The 18,473-nt window shown below is 66.4% G+C and carries 20 protein-coding genes; 13 read left to right on the forward strand and 7 right to left on the reverse strand.

Translation table 11 applies throughout. The features are described from left to right. Positions 1 to 109 precede the first annotated feature (109 nt). The 5 genes from WKW77_RS05555 to WKW77_RS05575 all read left to right on the forward strand — a co-directional run bounded on the left by WKW77_RS05555 (position 110) and on the right by WKW77_RS05575 (position 4,347). On the forward strand, positions 110 to 667 hold the full coding sequence (locus WKW77_RS05555; RefSeq protein ID WP_340355844.1) for a VOC family protein: 558 nt from the start codon (positions 110 to 112) through the stop codon (positions 665 to 667). Then, positions 660 to 2,159, forward strand: coding sequence for a bifunctional 3-(3-hydroxy-phenyl)propionate/3-hydroxycinnamic acid hydroxylase MhpA (gene mhpA, locus WKW77_RS05560; RefSeq protein ID WP_340355845.1), 1,500 nt, complete (start codon positions 660 to 662; stop codon positions 2,157 to 2,159). The genes WKW77_RS05555 and mhpA overlap by 8 nt, the downstream gene beginning before the upstream one ends. A gap of 21 nt (positions 2,160 to 2,180) precedes the next feature. After that, positions 2,181 to 2,933, forward strand: coding sequence for an IclR family transcriptional regulator (locus WKW77_RS05565; protein WP_340355846.1), 753 nt, complete (start codon positions 2,181 to 2,183; stop codon positions 2,931 to 2,933). 40 nt (positions 2,934 to 2,973) lie between these two features. Beyond that, the gene (locus WKW77_RS05570; RefSeq protein WP_340355847.1) at positions 2,974 to 3,822 is read left to right on the forward strand and encodes a fumarylacetoacetate hydrolase family protein; all 849 of its coding nucleotides are present in this window, start codon (positions 2,974 to 2,976) and stop codon (positions 3,820 to 3,822) included. A gap of 156 nt (positions 3,823 to 3,978) precedes the next feature. After that, positions 3,979 to 4,347, forward strand: a complete 369-nt coding sequence (locus tag WKW77_RS05575) for a response regulator transcription factor (RefSeq protein WP_340355848.1) — start codon at positions 3,979 to 3,981, stop codon at positions 4,345 to 4,347. On the opposite strand, the gene WKW77_RS05580 is transcribed toward WKW77_RS05575, so the two are convergent. The 3 genes from WKW77_RS05580 to WKW77_RS05590 are packed head-to-tail and all read right to left on the reverse strand — an operon-like array spanning position 4,342 to position 7,138. Continuing rightward, positions 4,342 to 4,974 (reverse strand): response regulator transcription factor, encoded by a 633-nt coding sequence (locus tag WKW77_RS05580; protein WP_340355849.1) that lies wholly within the window; start codon positions 4,972 to 4,974, stop codon positions 4,342 to 4,344. The two genes, WKW77_RS05575 and WKW77_RS05580, sit on opposite strands and share 6 nt — an antisense overlap. Further along, entirely contained in the window at positions 4,971 to 6,797 is a 1,827-nt protein-coding gene (locus tag WKW77_RS05585; RefSeq protein ID WP_340355850.1) for an ATP-binding protein, read from the reverse strand. Before WKW77_RS05585 ends, WKW77_RS05580 begins: the two co-directional genes overlap by 4 nt. Beyond that, positions 6,794 to 7,138 carry a hypothetical protein gene (locus WKW77_RS05590; protein WP_340355851.1) on the reverse strand — a complete coding sequence of 115 codons (345 nt, stop codon included), beginning with the start codon at positions 7,136 to 7,138 and terminating at the stop codon, positions 6,794 to 6,796. The genes WKW77_RS05585 and WKW77_RS05590 overlap by 4 nt, the downstream gene beginning before the upstream one ends. Before the next feature lie 77 nt (positions 7,139 to 7,215). On the opposite strand from WKW77_RS05590, the gene WKW77_RS05595 reads away from it, so the two are divergent. Genes WKW77_RS05595 through WKW77_RS05615 form a run of 5 tightly spaced genes read left to right on the forward strand, consistent with a single transcriptional unit; the run spans position 7,216 to position 11,311 of the window. After that, positions 7,216 to 8,703 carry a DUF1254 domain-containing protein gene (locus tag WKW77_RS05595; RefSeq protein WP_340355852.1) on the forward strand — a complete coding sequence of 496 codons (1,488 nt, stop codon included), beginning with the start codon at positions 7,216 to 7,218 and terminating at the stop codon, positions 8,701 to 8,703. Positions 8,704 to 8,738: 35 nt separating this feature from the next. Further along, entirely contained in the window at positions 8,739 to 9,503 is a 765-nt protein-coding gene (locus tag WKW77_RS05600; RefSeq protein WP_340355853.1) for a DUF2092 domain-containing protein, read from the forward strand. Next, positions 9,500 to 10,048, forward strand: a complete 549-nt coding sequence (locus WKW77_RS05605; protein ID WP_340355854.1) for a hypothetical protein — start codon at positions 9,500 to 9,502, stop codon at positions 10,046 to 10,048. The genes WKW77_RS05600 and WKW77_RS05605 overlap by 4 nt, the downstream gene beginning before the upstream one ends. A gap of 14 nt (positions 10,049 to 10,062) precedes the next feature. Further along, positions 10,063 to 10,905 carry a hypothetical protein gene (locus WKW77_RS05610; protein WP_340355855.1) on the forward strand — a complete coding sequence of 281 codons (843 nt, stop codon included), beginning with the start codon at positions 10,063 to 10,065 and terminating at the stop codon, positions 10,903 to 10,905. 40 nt (positions 10,906 to 10,945) lie between these two features. Then, positions 10,946 to 11,311 (forward strand): hypothetical protein, encoded by a 366-nt coding sequence (locus WKW77_RS05615; RefSeq protein ID WP_340355856.1) that lies wholly within the window; start codon positions 10,946 to 10,948, stop codon positions 11,309 to 11,311. Between the two features lie 21 nt (positions 11,312 to 11,332). On the opposite strand, the gene WKW77_RS05620 is transcribed toward WKW77_RS05615, so the two are convergent. From WKW77_RS05620 to WKW77_RS05630, 3 genes are all read right to left on the reverse strand, one after another. Next, positions 11,333 to 12,442: a YihY/virulence factor BrkB family protein gene (locus WKW77_RS05620; RefSeq protein ID WP_340355857.1), complete on the reverse strand. Its 1,110-nt coding sequence runs from the start codon at positions 12,440 to 12,442 to the stop codon at positions 11,333 to 11,335. A gap of 10 nt (positions 12,443 to 12,452) precedes the next feature. Further along, the gene (locus tag WKW77_RS05625; protein WP_340355858.1) at positions 12,453 to 14,510 is read right to left on the reverse strand and encodes an AsmA family protein; all 2,058 of its coding nucleotides are present in this window, start codon (positions 14,508 to 14,510) and stop codon (positions 12,453 to 12,455) included. Between the two features lie 106 nt (positions 14,511 to 14,616). Beyond that, on the reverse strand, positions 14,617 to 15,153 hold the full coding sequence (locus WKW77_RS05630) for a hypothetical protein (protein WP_340355859.1): 537 nt from the start codon (positions 15,151 to 15,153) through the stop codon (positions 14,617 to 14,619). 299 nt (positions 15,154 to 15,452) lie between these two features. Between WKW77_RS05630 and WKW77_RS05635 the strand changes: the two genes are divergently transcribed. After that, positions 15,453 to 15,785 carry a hypothetical protein gene (locus WKW77_RS05635; protein WP_340355860.1) on the forward strand — a complete coding sequence of 111 codons (333 nt, stop codon included), beginning with the start codon at positions 15,453 to 15,455 and terminating at the stop codon, positions 15,783 to 15,785. Between the two features lie 137 nt (positions 15,786 to 15,922). Here the strand turns inward: WKW77_RS05635 and WKW77_RS05640 are convergent, their stop codons facing one another. Beyond that, positions 15,923 to 16,495: a phage holin family protein gene (locus WKW77_RS05640; RefSeq protein ID WP_340355861.1), complete on the reverse strand. Its 573-nt coding sequence runs from the start codon at positions 16,493 to 16,495 to the stop codon at positions 15,923 to 15,925. Positions 16,496 to 16,772: 277 nt separating this feature from the next. Between WKW77_RS05640 and WKW77_RS05645 the strand changes: the two genes are divergently transcribed. Then, positions 16,773 to 17,525 carry a histidine phosphatase family protein gene (locus WKW77_RS05645; RefSeq protein WP_340355862.1) on the forward strand — a complete coding sequence of 251 codons (753 nt, stop codon included), beginning with the start codon at positions 16,773 to 16,775 and terminating at the stop codon, positions 17,523 to 17,525. A 300-nt stretch (positions 17,526 to 17,825) separates the two neighbouring features. Beyond that, positions 17,826 to 18,320, forward strand: coding sequence for a hemerythrin domain-containing protein (locus WKW77_RS05650; RefSeq protein WP_340355863.1), 495 nt, complete (start codon positions 17,826 to 17,828; stop codon positions 18,318 to 18,320). The last annotated feature ends 153 nt before the right edge of the window (positions 18,321 to 18,473 follow it).

An 18,473-nucleotide genomic window follows, 5' to 3' on the forward strand; every position in this document is an offset into this window, starting at 1 on the left:
GGGTTGGATCATACGAAAACACTATCTATTGTCAAATTATGAGAATAACAATAATATTCGTCCATGCTTGACGAATATTCAGGCTTTCATTCTCGACAGGAGACAACGGATGCAAGCGACTCATCTCTCGGATCTGCGGTTCAGCCACATCGGCTTGTACGTGTCGGATCTGCCGCGCATGGCGCGCTTCTACAAGCAGGCGCTGCGCTTCACCCAGACCGACGCAGGCGAACTCGGCCCGGTGCAACTGGTCTTCCTCAGCCGCGACCCGGGCGAGCATCACCAACTGGTGCTGGCGACCGGCCGTCCGGCCGACATGGCCTTCAACGTGGTCAACCAGATCTCCTTCCGGGTGCCGGACCTGGCCGCGCTCCGCCGCTTCCACGATCGGCTGCTGGCCGAGGGTGCGACGGACATGCAGCCCGTGACGCACGGCAATGCGGTGTCCGTCTACTGCCGCGATCCCGAAGGCAACCGGCTCGAACTCTTCATGGACACGCCCTGGTACTGCGACCAGCCGCTGCGCGAGGCGATCGACCTCGGCCAATCGGACGAAGCCATCCTGGCGCAGGCAGAGGCCATCGCCAGGCGCTTTCCCAAGTTCATGAGCCGCGCGCAATGGCAGGCCGAGGTCGCGCGCCGCATGCAGGAAGACCAGAATGCCTGAGCGTGCCGAGGTCTACGACGTAGCCATCGTCGGCTTGGGCCCCACCGGGGCGACGCTCGCCAACCTGCTGGGCGCGGCCGGGCGTTCGGTGCTGGTGCTGGAGAAGGAAGGCGGCATCTTCCCGCTGCCGCGCGCCATCCACTTCGACGGCGAAGTGCTGCGCATCTTCCAGGCCGCGGGCCTGCGCGAGCAGGTGCTGGCCATCTCTCGGCCCGGCACGCAGGGCATGCATTTCGTCAACGGCGCGGGCGAGACGATGCTGATCCGCGGCGGTTCGGCCGCAGCCGGTCCGCATGGGTGCGCCAACAACTACTACTTCCACCAGCCGCAACTGGAGGCCGTGCTGCGCGAGGGGCTGGCGCGCTTCCCGCAGGTGCGTGTCCGCCTGCGCCACGAAGTGGTCGACGTGGCGCAGGGCGACGAGTTCGCCACCGTGACCTATCGCTCGACGGAATCCGGCGACAGCCACGCCGCGCAGGCCCGCTATGTCGTGGGCTGCGACGGCGCACGTTCCCCCGTCCGCCGGGCCATCGGGAGCGAGATGGTCGACCTCGGCCTTCGCCAGCCCTGGCTGGTGTTCGACGTGGTGCTGGAGCAGCCGGTCGATCTGCCGCCCTACACCGTGCAGTACTGCGATCCGCGCCGGCCGATGACCTACTGCAACGTGGTGGGCGAGCGCCGCCGCTGGGAAATCATGGTGTTGCCGGACGACGATCGCGAGGCGCTCGTGCAGCCGGACACGCTGTGGCAGATGGTGGCCCCGTGGGTGCGCCGCGATCAGGCGAGCCTGGAGCGGGCGGCCATCTACACCTTCCAGTCCGTGGTCGCCGACGGCTGGCGCGACCGGCGCCTGTTCCTGGCCGGCGACGCCTGCCACCAGACGCCGCCCTTCCTCGGGCAAGGCATGTGCGCCGGCATCCGCGACGCATCGAACCTGGCCTGGAAGCTGGACGCGGTGCTGTCGGGCCGTGCACCGGATGCGCTGCTCGACACCTACGAGTCGGAGCGCAAGCCGCATGTGCGCGCGCTCATCGAACTGGCGGTGCGCCTGGGCAACATCATCCAGACGACGGACCCTGTGCTCGCCGCGGAGCGCGACGCGAAGTTCCAGGCGGGGCGCCCAGAGATCTTCGAACTGCCGCCGCAACTCCTCGGCGCCGGCGCCTTCGATCCCAGCGTGCCCGATCTCGCGGGGCGGCCCTTTCCACAGCCGAAGCTGGACGATGGCCGCCTGCTCGACGAGCTGCTGGGGCGCCGCGGCGCCGTCATCGGCAGCCCGCAGCTGCTCTCCGCGGTGTCGCCCGCCACCGCATCGCTCTGGCAGCGCAGCGGCGCCATCGTGATCGACCGGCCGGATGCGAGCCTCGCGGAATGGCTGCGCTCGCACGACGCCGGTGCCGTGATACTGCGCCCTGACCGATATATCGTCGGCGTGGCGCGTTCAGGGGCCGATCTGGATCGCATTTCGCAATACCTCCCCGTCGCGCCATGAATCATTCATCGGGGAATTTCCTTGTCGGAACCATCAACGTCCAGTCTGGAGCGCATGCTCGGGGTGCTCGACCTCTTCGACGACACCCATCTGATGCGCACGGCGGAGGACATCGCCGCGGCGCTGGATGTGTCGCTGCCCACGAGCTACCGCTATGTGCGCCTCCTGCTGCAGGCCGGGCTGCTGCAGCGCGTGGAGGACTCGCACTACGCGCTGGGGCCGCGCATCATCCTGCTGGACCACTACATCCGGCGCGCCGATCCGGTGCTCAAGGTCGGGCTGCCTGTGATGCGGGAGCTGGTCGATGCGACCGGATTCGACTGCGTGCTGACCGGCGTGTTCGGCGTGCAGGTGCTCGATACCTATCGCGAAATGGGCACTGCTCCGGCCAGTCTCGCGTACGGACGCGGCCGGCCGCGACCGCTGTTCCTGGGCGCCGCGCCGAAGGTGCTGCTCGCCTCCTTCGGCTCGACGCAGCTGAAGAAGGTCTTCGAGTCGAAACACGAGGAACTGGTGCGCTCTGGCCTTCCGGCCGAGTGGCCCGAGTTCCGGCGCTACTACGCGGCGATCCGCAAGGCGGGGCACTACATCTCCAAGGGCGAGCTGGAGCCGCAGCTGGCGGCCGTGGCGGCGCCCATCCTCAAACCCGATGGCGGTGCCTGGGCCGCCATCTCCCTGGTGTTCGATACCTCGCGCCTGGCGATCGTCGACCTTGAAAAGATGGTCAATCTGATCACCGAGGCCGCCACGCGCATCGGAGGTCGGCTGGCCTAGATCCGACCCACTCTCCTCCTATCGATATCAAGGAATCCTCATGAAACTCATCAGCTACCAATACAACGGCAAGGACAGCTACGGCGCCGTCGTTGGCGACCGCGTGGTCGATCTCGGCGAGGTCTACGGCGGGCGCGCGCCGGATCTCAAGGCGTTCATCGCCGCGGACCTCGCCCTCGATGCATCCGCGAAAGTCGCGGCCGCCAAGGCCACCCTTCCGCTGAACGAAGTGACGCTGCAGCCGGTGATCCCCAACCCCGGCAAGATCTTCTGCATCGGCCTGAACTATGGCGAGCACATCCGCGAGACCGGCAAGGAAGTGACCGAGAAGCCGGTGATTTTCCTGCGCGTGGCCGACTCGCAGGTCGCGCATGGCGAGGACATCGTGCGCCCCCGCGTCTCCGAGCGGCTCGACTACGAAGGCGAGATCGCGATTGTCATCGGCAAGGGCGGCCGCCACATCTCCGAGGCCGATTCCTGGTCGCACATCGCCGGCTACAGCTGCTACAACGACGGCAGCGTGCGCGACTGGCAGGTCCACACCTCGCAGTGGGCCCCGGGCAAGAACTTCTGGAAGACCGGCGCGTTCGGCCCGTGGATGGTGACCGCCGACGAGATCGCGCCCGACCAGAAGATGACGCTCGTCACGCGCCTGAACGGCCAGGAACTGCAGCGCGCCACCACCGACATGATGGTGCACAGCATCCCGCGGCAGATCGCCTACATCTCCGCCTTCCTGCCGCTTGCGGCCGGAGACGTCATCGTCACCGGCACGCCGGGCGGCGTCGGCAACAAGCGCACGCCGCAGGTCTTCATGAAGCCGGGCGACGTCTGCGAGATCGAGGTGGACGCCATCGGCGTGCTGCGCAACGGCATCCGCGACGAGTGAGCCGCTCGGCTGGCGCCGTTCGCGCCGGCGGCGGATGGTAGCCGAAGCCGCTCGCGGCGGGAGCATTGGATCGAACCCCGGTCGTCGCACCTTCCCGAAAGGGCAGTAGACGGCCCTCGCCCCGACATCCACAGTGTGTCGATCTTCCATCCCCCGATGAACGATCGCCCCTGCCTCCATGTCGCCATCGTCGACGACGATGCCAGCCTTTGCCGCTCCCTCGGACGGTATCTGCGCGCATCGGGGATGGAGCCGCACACTTATGAATCGGCCGAAACCTTTCTCGCCGACAGGGATTCGCGCTTCGATTGCCTGCTGCTCGATGTCCAGCTCGGCGGGATGTCGGGACTCGATCTGGCGAAGCGGCTCTGCACGGAAGGTGCGGGGGTTCCCTTCATCTTCATCACGGCGTTCGACGATGCCGAGACAAGGTCCTCTGCGCTGTGCCTCGGCTGCGCCGGCTACTTCCGCAAGAACGATCCAGGTGCCGAGGTCGTCGAGGCCATCCGGCGCGCGGCTTCATGAGCCCGCCCCGGACTTGCGCTCACCAATCTCCTGCACCAGCCGCGCCAGTTCGGCGACCGCACGCACTTTCATCTTCGTCATGATGGACGTGCGGTGGAGCTTGACCGTTCGTTCGTTGATCCCGAGGTCGCCCGCGATCTGCTTGTTGAGTCGTCCCCGCAGCACGTGCTCCAGGACCTCGCGCTCGCGCGCGGAGAGGGATTCGATGCGCTGCTCAAGCTCCAGTTGGCGTCCCCTGAGCGCCTGCTCCTGCTCGCCGCGGGTGAGCGCGCGCCGGACCGCATCGAGCAATTCGTCGAGCGGCGCGCGCTTTTCCAGGAAGTCCTCGGCGCCGGCACGCATCGCCCGCACGCTCGACGCGATGTCGCCCTGGCCCGTCAGGAACACCACCGGCATCGGATTGGCGCTGCGTGCGAGCCTTTCCTGCAAATCGAGGCCGCTCAAGCCGGGCATTTGCAGGTCGACGACCACGCAACCGGGCTGCGAGCCCGCCTCCCGCGCGAGGAACTCGTTCGCGGAGGCGTAGCCCTGCACCGCGAAGCCGCTCGCCAGCAGCAGCCTCGTCGTCGCCCGGAGGTAGGCGGCGTCGTCGTCGACGATGTGGACGATCGGCTGCACGGCGTTCATGCGGGGTTCTCCGACGGCACGCGCAGCGTGAAGCGCAGGCGAGCGCCGCCTTCCGATCGGTTCTCGGCCCATAGACGGCCCCCGTGGGCCTCCACGAGGCTGCGCGAGATCGACAGGCCCATGCCCAGGCCGGATGGCTTGGTCGTGTAGAAGGAGCCGAAGACCTCCTCGAGGCAATCCTGCGGGATGCCGCCGCCGCTGTCGCTCACGGCGATCTCGACCTTACGGGCGCCGGCACGGATCGCGGAGACGACGATCTGGCGCACCTTGCGTCCGGCCTCGTCGATGGAGTCCATGCCGTTCGATATCAGGTTGAGGAGCACCTGCTGCAGGTGCACGGAGTCTCCGAGCACCGGCGGCAGGTCGTCCGCGATGTCGAGGACGACGCGCACATGGCGCGCCGCGGCATCGGGACGCACGAGCGCGGCGACATCCGAGAGCAGATCGTCGACCGCCAGGGGTTCGATCGCCATTGCGCTGTGGCGAAGCATGGCGCGCATGCGGTCGATGACCGTCCCTGCGCGCTGGTCGTCCCCGAGGATGTCGGCGAGGATGGCCCGGATCTCTTCGAGGTCCGGCTGCTGCGCCTGCAGCAGCAGCAATGCGGCCTCGGTATTGCGAAGGATCGCTCCCAGGGGCTGGTTGATCTCGTGGGCCAGGGAAGAAGCCAGATGGCCCATCGCCGACACGCGTCCGGCATGCGCGAGTTCGAGTCGCAGCTGCATCAACTGATGCTCAGCTTCCTTGCGGTCCGTGACATCCGCGCAGGCGCCGCGGGCTCGGCGCGCATGCCCCCGGTCGTCGAACTCGATCTGTCCCTGCGCCGCGATCCATCGTGTTCTCCCATCGGGTGCGTGCACCCGGAATTCGAAGTGATAGCTGGGCACGCCCTGCGATGTCTCGGCCAGTGCCTGGCGCACCACGGCACGATCTTCCTCGTCCACGCGCTGCAGCACGCGGTCCAGGTCCCACGGCTCGGTCTGGGAGAACCCCAGCAGGCCGCGCATCCTGGCGCTCGCCCAGAAGGTGCGGCGCGAGAAGTCGAACATCCAGATGCCGAGACTGGCCGCCTCCGTGGCCAGCGCCATGCGTTCCTGGCTCTCGCGCAGTTCCCGGACGAGGCTGGCCGTGTGCAGCACATGCCGGCTCAGCTCGTATCCCATGGCGATCACGAGGAGAAGCGAAAGCAGGCTGACCGAGATCGGCATGCGAATGACGCCCCAGAACACGAGCATGCTCTGGACGGTGCCGGCCAGGGCGAAGAAGACGAACCCGCCGCCGACGGTGAGGGAGGTTCGCCGGTCGCCGCGCCGCCACGCGCCGATGCTCGCGTCCAGAACGAAGAGCACCATCAGCGAGGCGGAGAGATGGGCGAGCACCATCCACGGATTGGGCGTGCCGATCGCCACCGACACGTTCTCGCCCAGGAGCGGAAAGGCTTCGAGGTGCGAGATGGTCGCCAGGTTCAGGCTCTGGCCGGTGAAGAAGTTGGGCAGCAGGGTGGCGGTTCGCAGCCCGATGACCAGCCAGCCGAGCCAGGGCCGGCCCGTTCCGAAATAGCTGCGGACGAAACCGATGGCCGCGACGTAGAGCCCGAGGACCGGCACATGGGCGAGGCGAAGGGCAGCGGCATAGGCGTCGGGCGTCTGGGCGTACATCATCTGGAGCTCGCCCAGCGCCAGTCCCGCGGTCGATACGCACAGCATCGCGAAGAAGAAGCTGGGCCAGGCCGAACGATCCTTGAGCCAGACCGGCAGGTGCACTGCCGCCAAGGTCAGGCACGCGGCGCTGACCATCGCCCACAGGAAAGTGACCCAGCTCACGGCCTGACCTTGCCGCAGGCTCCGATCGACCCGTGCTTGCCCGCACGCGCGATGACCGCCTCGAAGAAACAGGATCGGCATCTCGCCGATTGCGAATGCATTTCGTCCTCCTCGTTCGGCGCCCTGGCGCCGAAATTCTTCTTCGCCGTGCCATCGATGCCGCGAACTTTCTTCTCGTGGTTCGACTGCAGCGATGGCAACTTCGAAATGTAGATCAGACCAGGCGCACTCACAAAAAGAGGCGCCCGCTGGCCAGCTTGTTCAGGGGCCGGCACCTTCCCTAAAGGGCAGTAGACGGGGTTCGCCGGGACATCCAAAGTGCGTTCTGCCGGTCGATGCACTCGGGTCAGTGCTTCCCAGGTCCGTTGCGAGCCGGCAGGGGAAACCCATCCAATTCACAACGAACGAGGAATCAGACATGGACACGAACGCAACGCGGCGCAACCTGTGCCTGGCCATGACCCTTGGAGCCTTGGGCAGTTCGGGGGTCGCCCGCGCGGCCGACGGCCTGATGCTCGACCTCAAGCGGGAGGTCGAAGACAGCGTCGATTCCCTCAAGGGCGATATCAAGGCGCGGCAGGCGCGCGACCTCGCCATCGAGGCCTACATCTATGCCTATCCGCTGGTCACGATGGAATTGACCCGCCGCAGTCTGACGAACGTTGCGGCACCGGAAGCAGCAAGGGCTCCGATGGGCCACTTCCTCAAGCTGCGCGACTATCCGGCGGTCGACAACCATGCGGTGACGGCGCCGAATGCCGACACGCTCTACACCATCATCTGGCTGGATGTGGCGAAGGAACCCTGGATCATCTCCACGCCCGACATGAAGGGACGCTTTTTCCTGCTGCCGATGCTGGACGGCTGGACCAACGTCTTCGAGGTTCCGGGCAAGCGCACCACTGGCACGGGGGCGCAGAAATTCGCCATCACCGGTCCGGGCTGGAAGGGAAGCCTGCCGTCGGGCGTCAAGCAGTACAAGTCGCCCACCGGTATGGTGTGGATGCTCGGCCGGATCTATTGCACCGGCACGCCGGAAGACTACGCGGAAGTCCACGCACTGCAAGACCAGATGACGGCGACGCCGCTGTCGTCCTACGGGAAGCCGTACACGCCGCCGCCCGGCACCGTCGACCCGAGCGTCGACAGCAAGACGGCAGTGCGCGACCAGGTCGATGCAATGGATGCCGCAAGCTATTTCGCGCTTTTCGCGCAGTTGCTCAAGACCAATCCGCCGCTCGCGGGGGATGCCGCGATGGTCGCCAAGCTTGCGAAGATCGGCATCGTGCCGGGCAAGGACTTCGATGCCGCCAAGCTCGGCGATTCGGTCAACAAGGGATTGGCCGAGGCGCCGAAGCCGGCGCAGGCAAAGATCATGGGTTGGATGAAGAAGGGTGTGCTCGCAGGCGACCTGAGTCTCAAGAATGGCTGGACGTTCACCACCAAAGCGGGCACCTACGGGACCAACTACATCCAGCGAGCCCTGGTCACGGCCATCGGCCTTGGAGCCAACCGGCCCCAGGATGCGGTCTATCCCACCTCCACCGGGCCCGACATACTGCAGAAGTACGACGGCTCCAAGAAGTACGTGATGCACTTCCCGAAGGGGCAACTGCCGCCGGTCAATGGCTTCTGGTCGCTGACGATGTACGGCACGGACTATTTCTTCGTGCCGAACCCGATCAATCGCTACACGGTCAGCCAGCGCAACAAGCTGAAGGCCAACGCCGACGGCTCGGTCGATATCTTCATCCAGCACGAGTCGCCAGGGCCGGACAAGGAGGAGAACTGGCTGCCCGCGCCGAAGGACGGCTTCGTCCTGATGATGCGTCTCTACTGGCCGAAGGACAAGCCGCCATCGATCATCGACGGCTCGTGGGTTCCGCCGCGAGCCAAGGCGGTTTGAACGGGCACGCAATCACCAGGCAAAGGAAAGGCACCATGTCAATCAAACTCGTGCGTTGCGCCGCGGCGATCGCATCGATCGTCGTCATGGCCCTCGGTGCGCAGCCGGCCGGCGCGCAGTCTTCCGACATCGATCCGCACGCGACCCAGTTGCTGCGGCGCATGACCGAGTACCTTGCCGGTCTCAAGCACTTCAGCGTCGACAGCGACAGCACGCTGGAAGTCGTGCTCACGACGGGCCAGAAGCTGCAGTTCGACACCGCGGCGACGGCGACCATCCGGCGGCCGGACCGGCTGCGGGCCGAGCGCAGGGGCGAAGTCGTCGACCAGGTCTTCTACTACGACGGCGCATCGCTGACGCTCTTCAACCTGGCAAACAGGCGCTACGCGACGGTTCCCGCACCCGCCACGCTGGATGCGGCGCTCGACTTTGCACGGGATCGGCTCGACATCGTTGCGCCGGCCTCCGATCTCCTGGCCACGAACGCGTTCGAACGGCTCACGCAGGACCTGGTCGGGGCGATGGTCGTCGGCACGAGCGTGATCGGCGGCGCGAGCACGACGCACCTTGCGTTCCGCAGTCCGGAAGTCGACTTCCAGGTCTGGGTCCAGGACGGCGACAGGCCGCTTCCGCGCAAGTACGTCATCACCACGAGGCGGGTCGAGGGCATGCCGCAGTTTGCGGTGACCTTGAACCGCTGGAACCTCGATCCGAAGGTGCCCGATTCGCTGTTCGCCTTCGCGCCGCCCAAGGATGCGAAGCGGATCGACTTTCTGAAGCCGGAAGGACGGATGCCATGAAGACAATCCTGAAGACGCTCGGCATCGGCGTTGCGTCCGCCGTTCTGTGGGCGCTCGACGCCCCGGGAGAAGGACCACTGAGGCTTCAACTGATCCCGAATGCCCAAGCCATCGTCGGGCGCCCGGCGACACCTGTCAGCTACGCTGGCGTCGCGCGGCGCTCCGCGTACCGGGAGACCGAAGCGGTCAGGACCGCCGAGGTCGCCCGCACGGCTGAAGTAGCCCGCACCGCCGAGGTGGCCCGCACCGCCGAGGTGGCCAGAGCCGCAGAAGTGACCACCGCCGCCGCAGCAGCCACGACGGCAGCCGTGGCGACGACGGCCGTGATGGCGAATCAGGCGAATGCCGCAGCGGCCGCAGCCGCAAGAAGTGCGGCGCCGCCTGCGTCCCCTGGTGCGCCAGCGGTGGGCACGATCGTCACCTCGCTGCCGCCAGGGTGCGGGCAGACCTCGCTCAATGGCGTCGAATACCAGCGCTGCGGAAGTACCTACTACCGCGCGGCATTCAACGGGCCGAATCTCGTCTACGTCGTCCAGCAGCCCTGAGGGTGTCGACCGTGGTGACCGTCGCATCCCCGACGCCGCGATTCCGCGCGGCATCGAGCGCCATCGCAGCGTCATTGCTGGCCTGGATCCCCGCGTTCGCGGCGGATACGCTCGACACCGCACTTCCTGCGGACGAATGGCGCTTCGAAGCGTCCCTTTACGGCTACCTGCCGAAGCTTCACGGCACGACCAGCTTTCCGGGGTTCGCCAGCAACGTCACCGTCGACACGTCGGCCATCATCGACCACCTGAAATTCACGTTCATGGGAACGCTCGAGGCGCGACGGGGGAGCTGGGGCGCCTTCACCGACATCCTCTACGTGGACCTCGGCGGCTCGAAGCAGCTGATTCGCGGTTTCGGCCTGGGGGACTTCGGACTGCCTGCCGGCGCCTTTGCGAGTGGCAGCCTCGACATGAAGGCGACCTTGTGGACGTTGGCGGGCACCTACCGGGCCATTGCGCAACCGGGCGCGACCCTGGATGTCCTGTTCGGCGTGCGCCTTCTGGACATCAGGCAGACGCTCGACTGGCAGCTCGCGGGCAACGTCGCCACCGTGGCGCCGCCTCTGCGTGGCGGCGAGCGGGAGACCAGCCAGAGCAACTGGGACGGAATCGTCGGCATCAAGGGTCGCGTCGCACTCAGCGGCGACCGGCGCTGGTTCCTGCCCTACTACCTGGACGTGGGCACCGGACAGTCCGACTCCACCTGGCAGGCCATGACCGGCATCGGGTATGCGTTCCAGTGGGGCGACGTCATTGCGGGCTGGCGCTACCTGGACTATCGGATGAAGAGTGGCAGGCCCATCCAGGACATCGGTCTGAGCGGTGGGCTGCTGGCCGTGACCATGCGGTGGTAGCGTGCCTGCACCTCGCCGCAGCCCGCCAAGGAGATGCACCATGATCTTTCGCTGCAGCTATGCCGTGATCTCGTGTGCCGCCGTGGCGGCGAGCACGGCGGCCTACTCGCAACAGGACATCGATGCCGCGATGCAGCGCTACGAGCGCGCCATGGCGGCATGCAACGAGGGAAACCTGCCGCGCCCGGAGCGCGATGCCTGCGTCCGTGATGCCGGACAGGCGTGGGATCGGGCGCAAAGAGGGCTTCCTCCGAGCACCGAGGTCATCTCGCCCGGTGGCCGTGCGACCATCGTCGTCCCGCAGGGATCACGGCCACCCCTGAGCGATTCGGACCTGGTCACTTCGCCGGATGGCGATTCGACGATCGTCCTGCCGGCCGACGGCTCCAGGCCCTTGTCGCAATGAGGGGTTCGCGGCGGGATTCGGCTATCGCAAACGCCGCACTGCTTTTTCCTTCTGCCGGATCTTCCGGCGCATGATCGCTTCCGTCAGCGAGACGGTCGCGAGCAGCACCACCTGGCGCGCGAGACGCCGGCTGGCGAGCGTCACGCGGTGATCGACCTCCTGCTGCGCGTTCGCCGCCCGCGCCAGGCCGGCGTAGTCGGGAACATCGGCTGCCGCCGGGCGCGGCCCCGTCTCCTCCCTGCTGCCCGCGGCGGCCGCGCCTTCGCTCGGCCGGGCTCGTTTCGCCGCGAGCGATCCGTGCTCATCCGCATACGCCTTGGTGAACTCGGCGCCGAGCAGGAAGATCTGCGCGGCGTAGTACACCCAGGCAACGAGCACGACCAAAGAGCCCGCCGCAGCGAACGCTTCGGTCACGCCGCTCTTGCCGAGATAGAGGCCGATCAGCAGCTTGCCGACCTCGAAGAGAACGGCTGTGACAAGAGCGCCGATCCACACGTCCCGCCATGCGATCGGCGCGGTGGGCATCAGCTTGAAGATCATGGCGAACAGCGAGGTCATGATCCCGAGGGAGATCAGCAGGTTCAATCCCTGCAGCAGGACCTCCCATCCGGCCATCAGTCCGCCGAACCAGGTGTCGAACGCGGCCAGGGCCGCGCTCACGATCAGCGAGACCATGAGGAGGAAGGCCAGGCCCAGGATCAACCCGAACGAGAGCAGCCGCGCCCTGAGCACCGACCAGATGCCCGAGGGCTTCTCATGTTCGGGAACGTGCCAGATGCGATCGAGCGCGCTCTGCAACTCGGCAAAGACGCTGGTGGCGCCCACCAGCAACACGACGCCACTGATGACTCCTGCGACCAGGCCTTTGTCCGTGTCGCTGGCGGCCCGGAGCAGCCCTTGAACAGCCGACGCGCCGTCCTGGCCGACCAGGCCGCCGATCTGGCTGATGATCTGGCCCTCGACGGCCTCGCGCCCGAAGATGGCCCCCGCGATGGCGATCACGATGATCAGCAGGGGCGCGAGAGAAAAGATCGTGTAGTAGGAAATCGCGGCGCCCATGCTCGGCGCATAGTCGTCGATCCACGCCATCACGGCCTTGCGGCACAGATCGTAGAGATGCCTGGGGTGCACGATGGCCTCCTCACTTGCGTGGAACGCTTTTCGGCTTGGTGCCCGCCTGCTCGACGGCGCCTCTCACGTTTCGGTCGACATCGGCGCAGTTGCTGTCCTCGCCCGGTCCCGTCTCGATCAGAGGGACCAGAGCAGCCAGCGGTGTGGCCGCGGCCAACGCGAGAGCGGCACCGGCGCGCGCGACCAGCGGACCCTTGACGATCTGGAATTCGGGCTGCTTGAAGCTGCCGTGCAGCCGCACCGGCGTGCGAAACGACAGCAGCCCGAACTCCTTGGGCTTCGGCGCCACCGTGAGGTCGAAGCGCTCGTTCTCGAGATCGAAGCCGCCGCTGCCGAGTACCTGGGTTTGCTCGGTGTCGATGAGGAACAGCGTGCTCTTGCCCCGGCCCCCTTTGACATCGAAGGCGACGCCGCCGCACCGGACGACGATGTCCTTGTCGCCGCCTGCGAGCAGGGTGAGCACCTTGCCCCCGTTGAGGCCGCTGGCGGCATCCAGCAGGTTGGAGATGCGGCCGTTCACGATGGTCGCGGCGATGCGTCCGTTCGCCTTCGCCGCTGCATCCGCGATCGAATTGCCCGTGCCCGTCAGATGCAGCGTGGCGCCCAGCCTGCCCGCGCCTTTGGCAACCACCGGACTCGCGGGCACCAGCTTGTCGACGCGAATGCGTTGCAGGTCGACGCGGACGTCCGACTTGAGCGTCGGCTGGCGGGCATCCAGTGCAACGCGTGAAGCGATCGTGCCGCCCGCGAACCCGAAGTCGAGCGGGTCGACCTTGAGCATCGAATCATGAAGGCGCAGCGAAGCCTTCAGGCTTTCGAGGGGAAGGGCCTGCGGGACGACGAGCCGGGTTGCGACGAGATCGACCTCGGCATCGATCTTCTGCAAGCGGCTGCCTTCGAAAGTGCCCGCCGGCAGCACGTGGTTCGGATCCGCGGCTTTCTCCTGCGCCTTGGCCGCCGGACGGTCTCGGGTCTGGGCCTGCGTGGCCTGGGGCTTGCCGCCGGTCTCCTTGGTCTGGACGCCGACCAGTGGCCCGAGGTCGGCCATGTTGAGCAGCTTGCTGTGCAGGTTCGCGGTCAGCAGCGGCCGGGGCTTCTTGTCGACGTAAGCGCCGTGACCGGTCACGTCCGTGGAGCCGATCTTGCCCTTGAGGTCGTCCATCGTGTAGCGGTTTCCCTTGAGGATCAGGTGGCCACTCAGCGAATAGGGCGGGGAGGCCGGCAGCGGGAGCAGCAGGAAGGGATAGAGGTTCGCCAGCGTCTGGCCTTCGATGCGCAACTCCACGTCGATGGCGGAGATCTTGGCGGCGTCGGCGATGGTGCCCTCCACCGCCAGCCGCGTGGTGCCCGCATCGAGCGTGCCTTGCAGAGGAAACGGCACGCCCGACTCCTGGAAGCTCAGCACGTCGCCGGTGAGCGCGCGGCCGCGGAATTCGCTGTCGTGATAGCTGCCCTTGAAGTCGTACTGTGTCGTGTACCGGGCGTTGGAGGGCAGTGCATTGGCGTCGCGCACCTTCTCCTGCGAGGCCGCGTCGAAGGTACTGCCCTGAATGTCGAGCGTGAAGGGTTCGCCGTGGTCGAGGTAGCGCAGATGACCGTGGTCCACCGACAGGGTGCTGATGCGCAGCTTGCTGGGCGATGTGTCGGAGGGCTCCGACAGAATCCAGTTCTTCCGGTTGTCCGGCAGACGCTCGAACACCAGTTCGGGCCGCGTGAGAGCGACACGTGGAACCAGGATCTTCTCCGGCAGGTCGCGCAGGGAGACGGAGAACTCGAGCGCCTGGATCTTCGCCATGGCCGGCTCATCCTTGGCCCAGGCCGCATTTCCGAAGTACACGTCGCGCAGGCGAATCGTCGGCGTGAACCCGAGCTTGACGTGAAGGTCGGACGCGCGGAACTCCCTCTGGGTCTTCTTCGAGATGTAGCGCTCCAGGGGCGGCCGAACCCAGTTCCAGTCGAACAGGAGAACGAAGATGACCAGCAGTGCAAGAAGTGCACCCACGGTGGACAGCACCGGATGTCGCCGCAGGAGCGACGGTCTTGCATGCGTGGGGTCGAGCGCCATCATGGACATTTCCAGCCTCTAGGCAGCCTGCGCGAGTCCCACGGCAAAGGTGTGGGAATGAAGCACCGGATCGTGTGGGACGCGTCATCTGGCGCCTTCCCAGAGCGACCTAGTTCACCGTGAGGACCACGTGGGTGTCCGGCCCGCTTCGCATGACGTAGTTGATCGGATGAAACGCCTCGCCGGACCCGCATGCCGCGACTGGATTCACCAGCGGCGCGAGCGTTCCCGGGAGCTGTCTCCTGAACGGTCCGACAGGCAGGCACACGTTGACGTTGACGACGCCGGAGTTCTTCTCGCTCCTGTCCTTGTCGAACTTCTCGTTGACCGGAAACGCCTCCGGTCTGTACCGGCCGTCCGCAGCGTCCTTGACGAAGATCGAAAGAAGGGATTCCCATCGACTTCCCACGGCGACCTCCGTGCAGACGCCCGGCTTCAAGGTGTACCAGCCCTGGAGCGTCACGTGGCACCGGGCCCCCTGGAGGTCGCATCGGGCATCCGGATCGTCGGAATCCTCATGGATCACGGCGAAGACGACGTCGGTCTTTCGTCCGTTGCATACCTTGTTCGTTCCCGATGCCTGGGCGTGGAACGCAACGGCGGAAAGCAGCAGAACGCCGAATGCACTACAAGAAATTGATCTCATCCCGATCCCGCCGGACTGTGCCGTATGACCCCGAACATTTCGGACATCGCAGCCCGCAGCGGGGCACGCCTGTCCTGACCGGAGCAACCCTGCGAGGCCGCCGGCAAGAACGAAGCATCCCCTTTCCCGCGCGTCGCGGTCGTAGGAATGCTCCGTGTGCTCGCACCGGAAAACTGGCTTCCGTGCAGTGGATCCGCGCGTCCTCACGAGGTTCAAGCTGCACCCATGTGTTGTGTGCGGCGCGATGGACGAGGTCTTGTCCTACGTCCTGGCCGTGTGGCTGATTGAATGCTTTCGCCATGCCCGCTTCCTCGGATATCGACGCGCTCCGACGCGACTACGATCGCGCGAGAGTCGAGTACCTTGTGGCGCAGTACCGGCTTCTGGGTCGACTGTTCGGCGCGGACGCCCGCAATGGCGAATGGCCCAGCGCCACGGAGTACGAAGCGACTGCCGCGCTCGGCAGAGCCGCATCCGCGGCCTTGCGCACCTACCTGGACGGACTCAACGTGGCGAAGAGACCCCCCCGGACAGTGGCTGATCGACTGCGGCTCATCCACAGGCTTTCCGCGAACGAACGCTTGTGGCAGCCGACGCCGGGCGATTGGCTCAAGCAACAGGGCTTCGAATGAAGGTGTCGGAATGATGCAGGGCGCCGCACCGTCGAGCGGGTGTGCGAAGTGCGCTAGGACCATCTGCAGGGTCCGCGCTTTCGCCATGCCGCCGTCTTCGTGCGGTGGCGCTTCGACAAGCCTCCCGCCGCATGCCGCTATGACCAGCTCGAAGTGGCCGCGCCGCGTGCGCTGGCGGCGGTCTTCGCGGGTGAGGCAACCCGTGCGCGGCCGTCGGCGCTCAGCGCATGGGCATCCTGACCGGCAAGCCCGGTGCCGCCAGCGCTGCTTGCGAATGCGCCGATCCGGCCCGCGCTCGCTGTGGATGGTCGTTCTCGCTCGTCCCGCTCTTCTTTCACGTCGCGAAGCACGGCCAGATCGGCTTCGATCTCGCTCATCACTTCGCGCTGCGCCTGTGCAGCCGTGCTGCGGCGCATGGCGAGCACCAGGCTCAGCAACGCAAGTCCCCATGCAACCGCCGGCACGGCCACGAGGGCCGCGTGGAACGCGTGCACGAATCCCAGCATGACGGCCACGCCCGTCAAGCCGAGCGCCAGCAGGAGGAGGAGCCCGGCCAGCAGCGCGGCAATCCCCTTCATCGCCAGCGAGCGCCCGGTGGCCGCCGCCTCGGCCTTCATCAGCGCGACGTGGTTGGAAAGGTGCTGCACCAGCAGGTCAGGACGCTGCAGCACGGCCTTGAAGAAAGGATGGAACATCAGGAAGTCCTCCACCGCCTACACGGCTGACGAAGGCTCGGCCCGCGCGCTCGCCTTCGGCGTAGGAAGGAAGCGCGAAGCCCCGAGAGGTGCGCGCCGACCGGTTCGCGTGCGTCGCCGCAGCCGGCAGGCGCTCATCGCGGTGCCGCGCGCATCCGATCGCGCCGTTCTGTGCCGAAGCTCCGCGCCCTCAACCATCGTGCTTGGCCTACAGCCGCTCGGGAACTGGCTCGGCTGTGATGCATGCCGATGCCCCGGGAACATGCGTCCCATGCAGACTCGATGGCCAAGCATGCTCTGGCTGGTCCGCCACGGACAGAGCGCCGGCAATGTGGCGCGCGACGCCGCCGAGGAGGGGGGATTGGCGATGATCGACCTGGCCTGGCGTGACATCGACGTGCCCCTGTCCGAGCTTGGTGTGGAGCAATCCGTGGCGCTCGGGAAATGGTTCGGATCGCTGCCGGCAGATGAGCGCCCCGATGTGCTGCTTTGTTCTCCCTACGAGCGTGCCCGCGAGACCGCGCGCCTGATCGCCATGCACACGGAGCCCGCGAGCGCGGACATCGAGCTGCGCATCGACGAGCGCCTGCGCGAAAAGGAGTTCGGCATCCTCGATCGGCTGACCAAGCTGGGCATTCGCCAGAAGCATCCTGAATTGAGCGAACAGCGGGTGCACGTGGGCAAGTTCTATTTCCGTCCGCCCGGCGGCGAGAGCTGGTGCGACGTGATCCTGAGATTGCGCAGCCTGCTGGAAATGGTCACGCGTGAATATCCCGACCGTCGCGTGCTGGTCGTGGCGCACCAGGTGATCGTCAATTGCACGCGTTACCTGCTCGAGCAGATGGGCGAGAAGCAGATCCTGGAGATCGATCGGCAGGGCGACGTGCCGAACTGTGCCGTGACCTCCTATCGCGCGCCGCCGCGGCCGGCTTCCTCCCCATCCAGGCCGATGCAGCTCGATCTGGTCAACTTCATCGCACCGCTTCGCGAAGCGGCAGCGGCGGTCACCACCGAGCCCGACCTGCCGGCCGCACCGAAGCCCTGACCGGCCAACCCTGACGACGACGGCGCCACGAGCTTCCTTCCGCGTCCTGAGCGCGGCACGCTGAGTCATCTCGCGCGCGAACTCTCGCCCGAGGTCCCCGCACCCATCCGCGCGATCGCATAGGGGCCGCCTCACCGTCAGGCGTGGACTTCCGGACGGCCGGGGCAGCAGTGCGACGAATGGACTGCCCTGCGACGCGGTGGGTCCGCCCATGCTGGCGCGGCCTCGCGTCAAGTTCCTACGCAACAGGAGTGAGGCACGCCAGAGGCTGTGGACCCCACAACCCAAATGGAGTCTCCGATGCCCACCACCAAACGAGCCGAACCCGACGCGTGCGCCCTTCTCGATGCCGATCATCGCAACGTGAAGAAGCTGTTCAAGGCCTACGACGAACTCGCCAAGTCGCGAGGCGCGAGCACATCGCAGAAGAAGCGGGATCTCGCCAACGAGATCTGCACCGAACTGACCGTCCATGCGCAGATCGAGGAGGAGATCTTCTACCCCGCGTTGCGCGAGGCCATCAAGGAAACCGACCTGCTGGACGAGGCCAACGTCGAGCACGCGAGCGCCAAGGACCTGATCGCCCAAATCCAGGGCGCCACGGACGTCGACGACATGTTCGATGCCAAGGTGACCGTTCTCGGCGAGTACATCGACCACCATGTCAAGGAAGAACGCAACGAGATTTTCGTGAAGGCACGCGCCGCGCGCGGGCTGGACCTCGTCGCCATGCGCGAGGAGCTTGCGACTCGCAAGGAAGAATTGATGGCGGAACTCATGGGAACCACTGCTTGAAGGTCACTTGCACCGCGGCCGAGTGTGCGCGGCCTCCGACAGCACATCGGGCGTTGCGCTTTCGCTTCGGCGTCGCACCGGGACGAAGCTCGACTCCGTTCCGATGCAAGCATGCTTGGAGGACCTGGATGAACCATCAACGTCGGTGCCGGC

Origin of the sequence: Variovorax ureilyticus, assembly GCF_037889935.1 — a bacterium.
Lineage (GTDB): Bacteria > Pseudomonadota > Gammaproteobacteria > Burkholderiales > Burkholderiaceae_C > Variovorax > Variovorax ureilyticus.

What these genes read in the sequence shown, in the direction of transcription:
- WKW77_RS05555 (WP_340355844.1), top strand. Translation starts at nt 110, where the DNA reads ATGCAAGCGACTCATCTCTCGGATCTGCGGTTCAGCCACATCGGCTTG.
- mhpA (WP_340355845.1), top strand. Translation starts at nt 660, where the DNA reads ATGCCTGAGCGTGCCGAGGTCTACGACGTAGCCATCGTCGGCTTGGGC.
- WKW77_RS05570 (WP_340355847.1), top strand. Translation starts at nt 2,974, where the DNA reads ATGAAACTCATCAGCTACCAATACAACGGCAAGGACAGCTACGGCGCC.
- WKW77_RS05575 (WP_340355848.1), top strand. Translation starts at nt 3,979, where the DNA reads ATGAACGATCGCCCCTGCCTCCATGTCGCCATCGTCGACGACGATGCC.
- WKW77_RS05580 (WP_340355849.1), bottom strand. Translation starts at nt 4,974, where the DNA reads ATGAACGCCGTGCAGCCGATCGTCCACATCGTCGACGACGACGCCGCC.
- WKW77_RS05595 (WP_340355852.1), top strand. Translation starts at nt 7,216, where the DNA reads ATGGACACGAACGCAACGCGGCGCAACCTGTGCCTGGCCATGACCCTT.
- WKW77_RS05600 (WP_340355853.1), top strand. Translation starts at nt 8,739, where the DNA reads ATGTCAATCAAACTCGTGCGTTGCGCCGCGGCGATCGCATCGATCGTC.
- WKW77_RS05605 (WP_340355854.1), top strand. Translation starts at nt 9,500, where the DNA reads ATGAAGACAATCCTGAAGACGCTCGGCATCGGCGTTGCGTCCGCCGTT.
- WKW77_RS05615 (WP_340355856.1), top strand. Translation starts at nt 10,946, where the DNA reads ATGATCTTTCGCTGCAGCTATGCCGTGATCTCGTGTGCCGCCGTGGCG.
- WKW77_RS05625 (WP_340355858.1), bottom strand. Translation starts at nt 14,510, where the DNA reads ATGATGGCGCTCGACCCCACGCATGCAAGACCGTCGCTCCTGCGGCGA.
- WKW77_RS05630 (WP_340355859.1), bottom strand. Translation starts at nt 15,153, where the DNA reads ATGAGATCAATTTCTTGTAGTGCATTCGGCGTTCTGCTGCTTTCCGCC.
- WKW77_RS05635 (WP_340355860.1), top strand. Translation starts at nt 15,453, where the DNA reads ATGCCCGCTTCCTCGGATATCGACGCGCTCCGACGCGACTACGATCGC.
- WKW77_RS05645 (WP_340355862.1), top strand. Translation starts at nt 16,773, where the DNA reads ATGCTCTGGCTGGTCCGCCACGGACAGAGCGCCGGCAATGTGGCGCGC.
- WKW77_RS05650 (WP_340355863.1), top strand. Translation starts at nt 17,826, where the DNA reads ATGCCCACCACCAAACGAGCCGAACCCGACGCGTGCGCCCTTCTCGAT.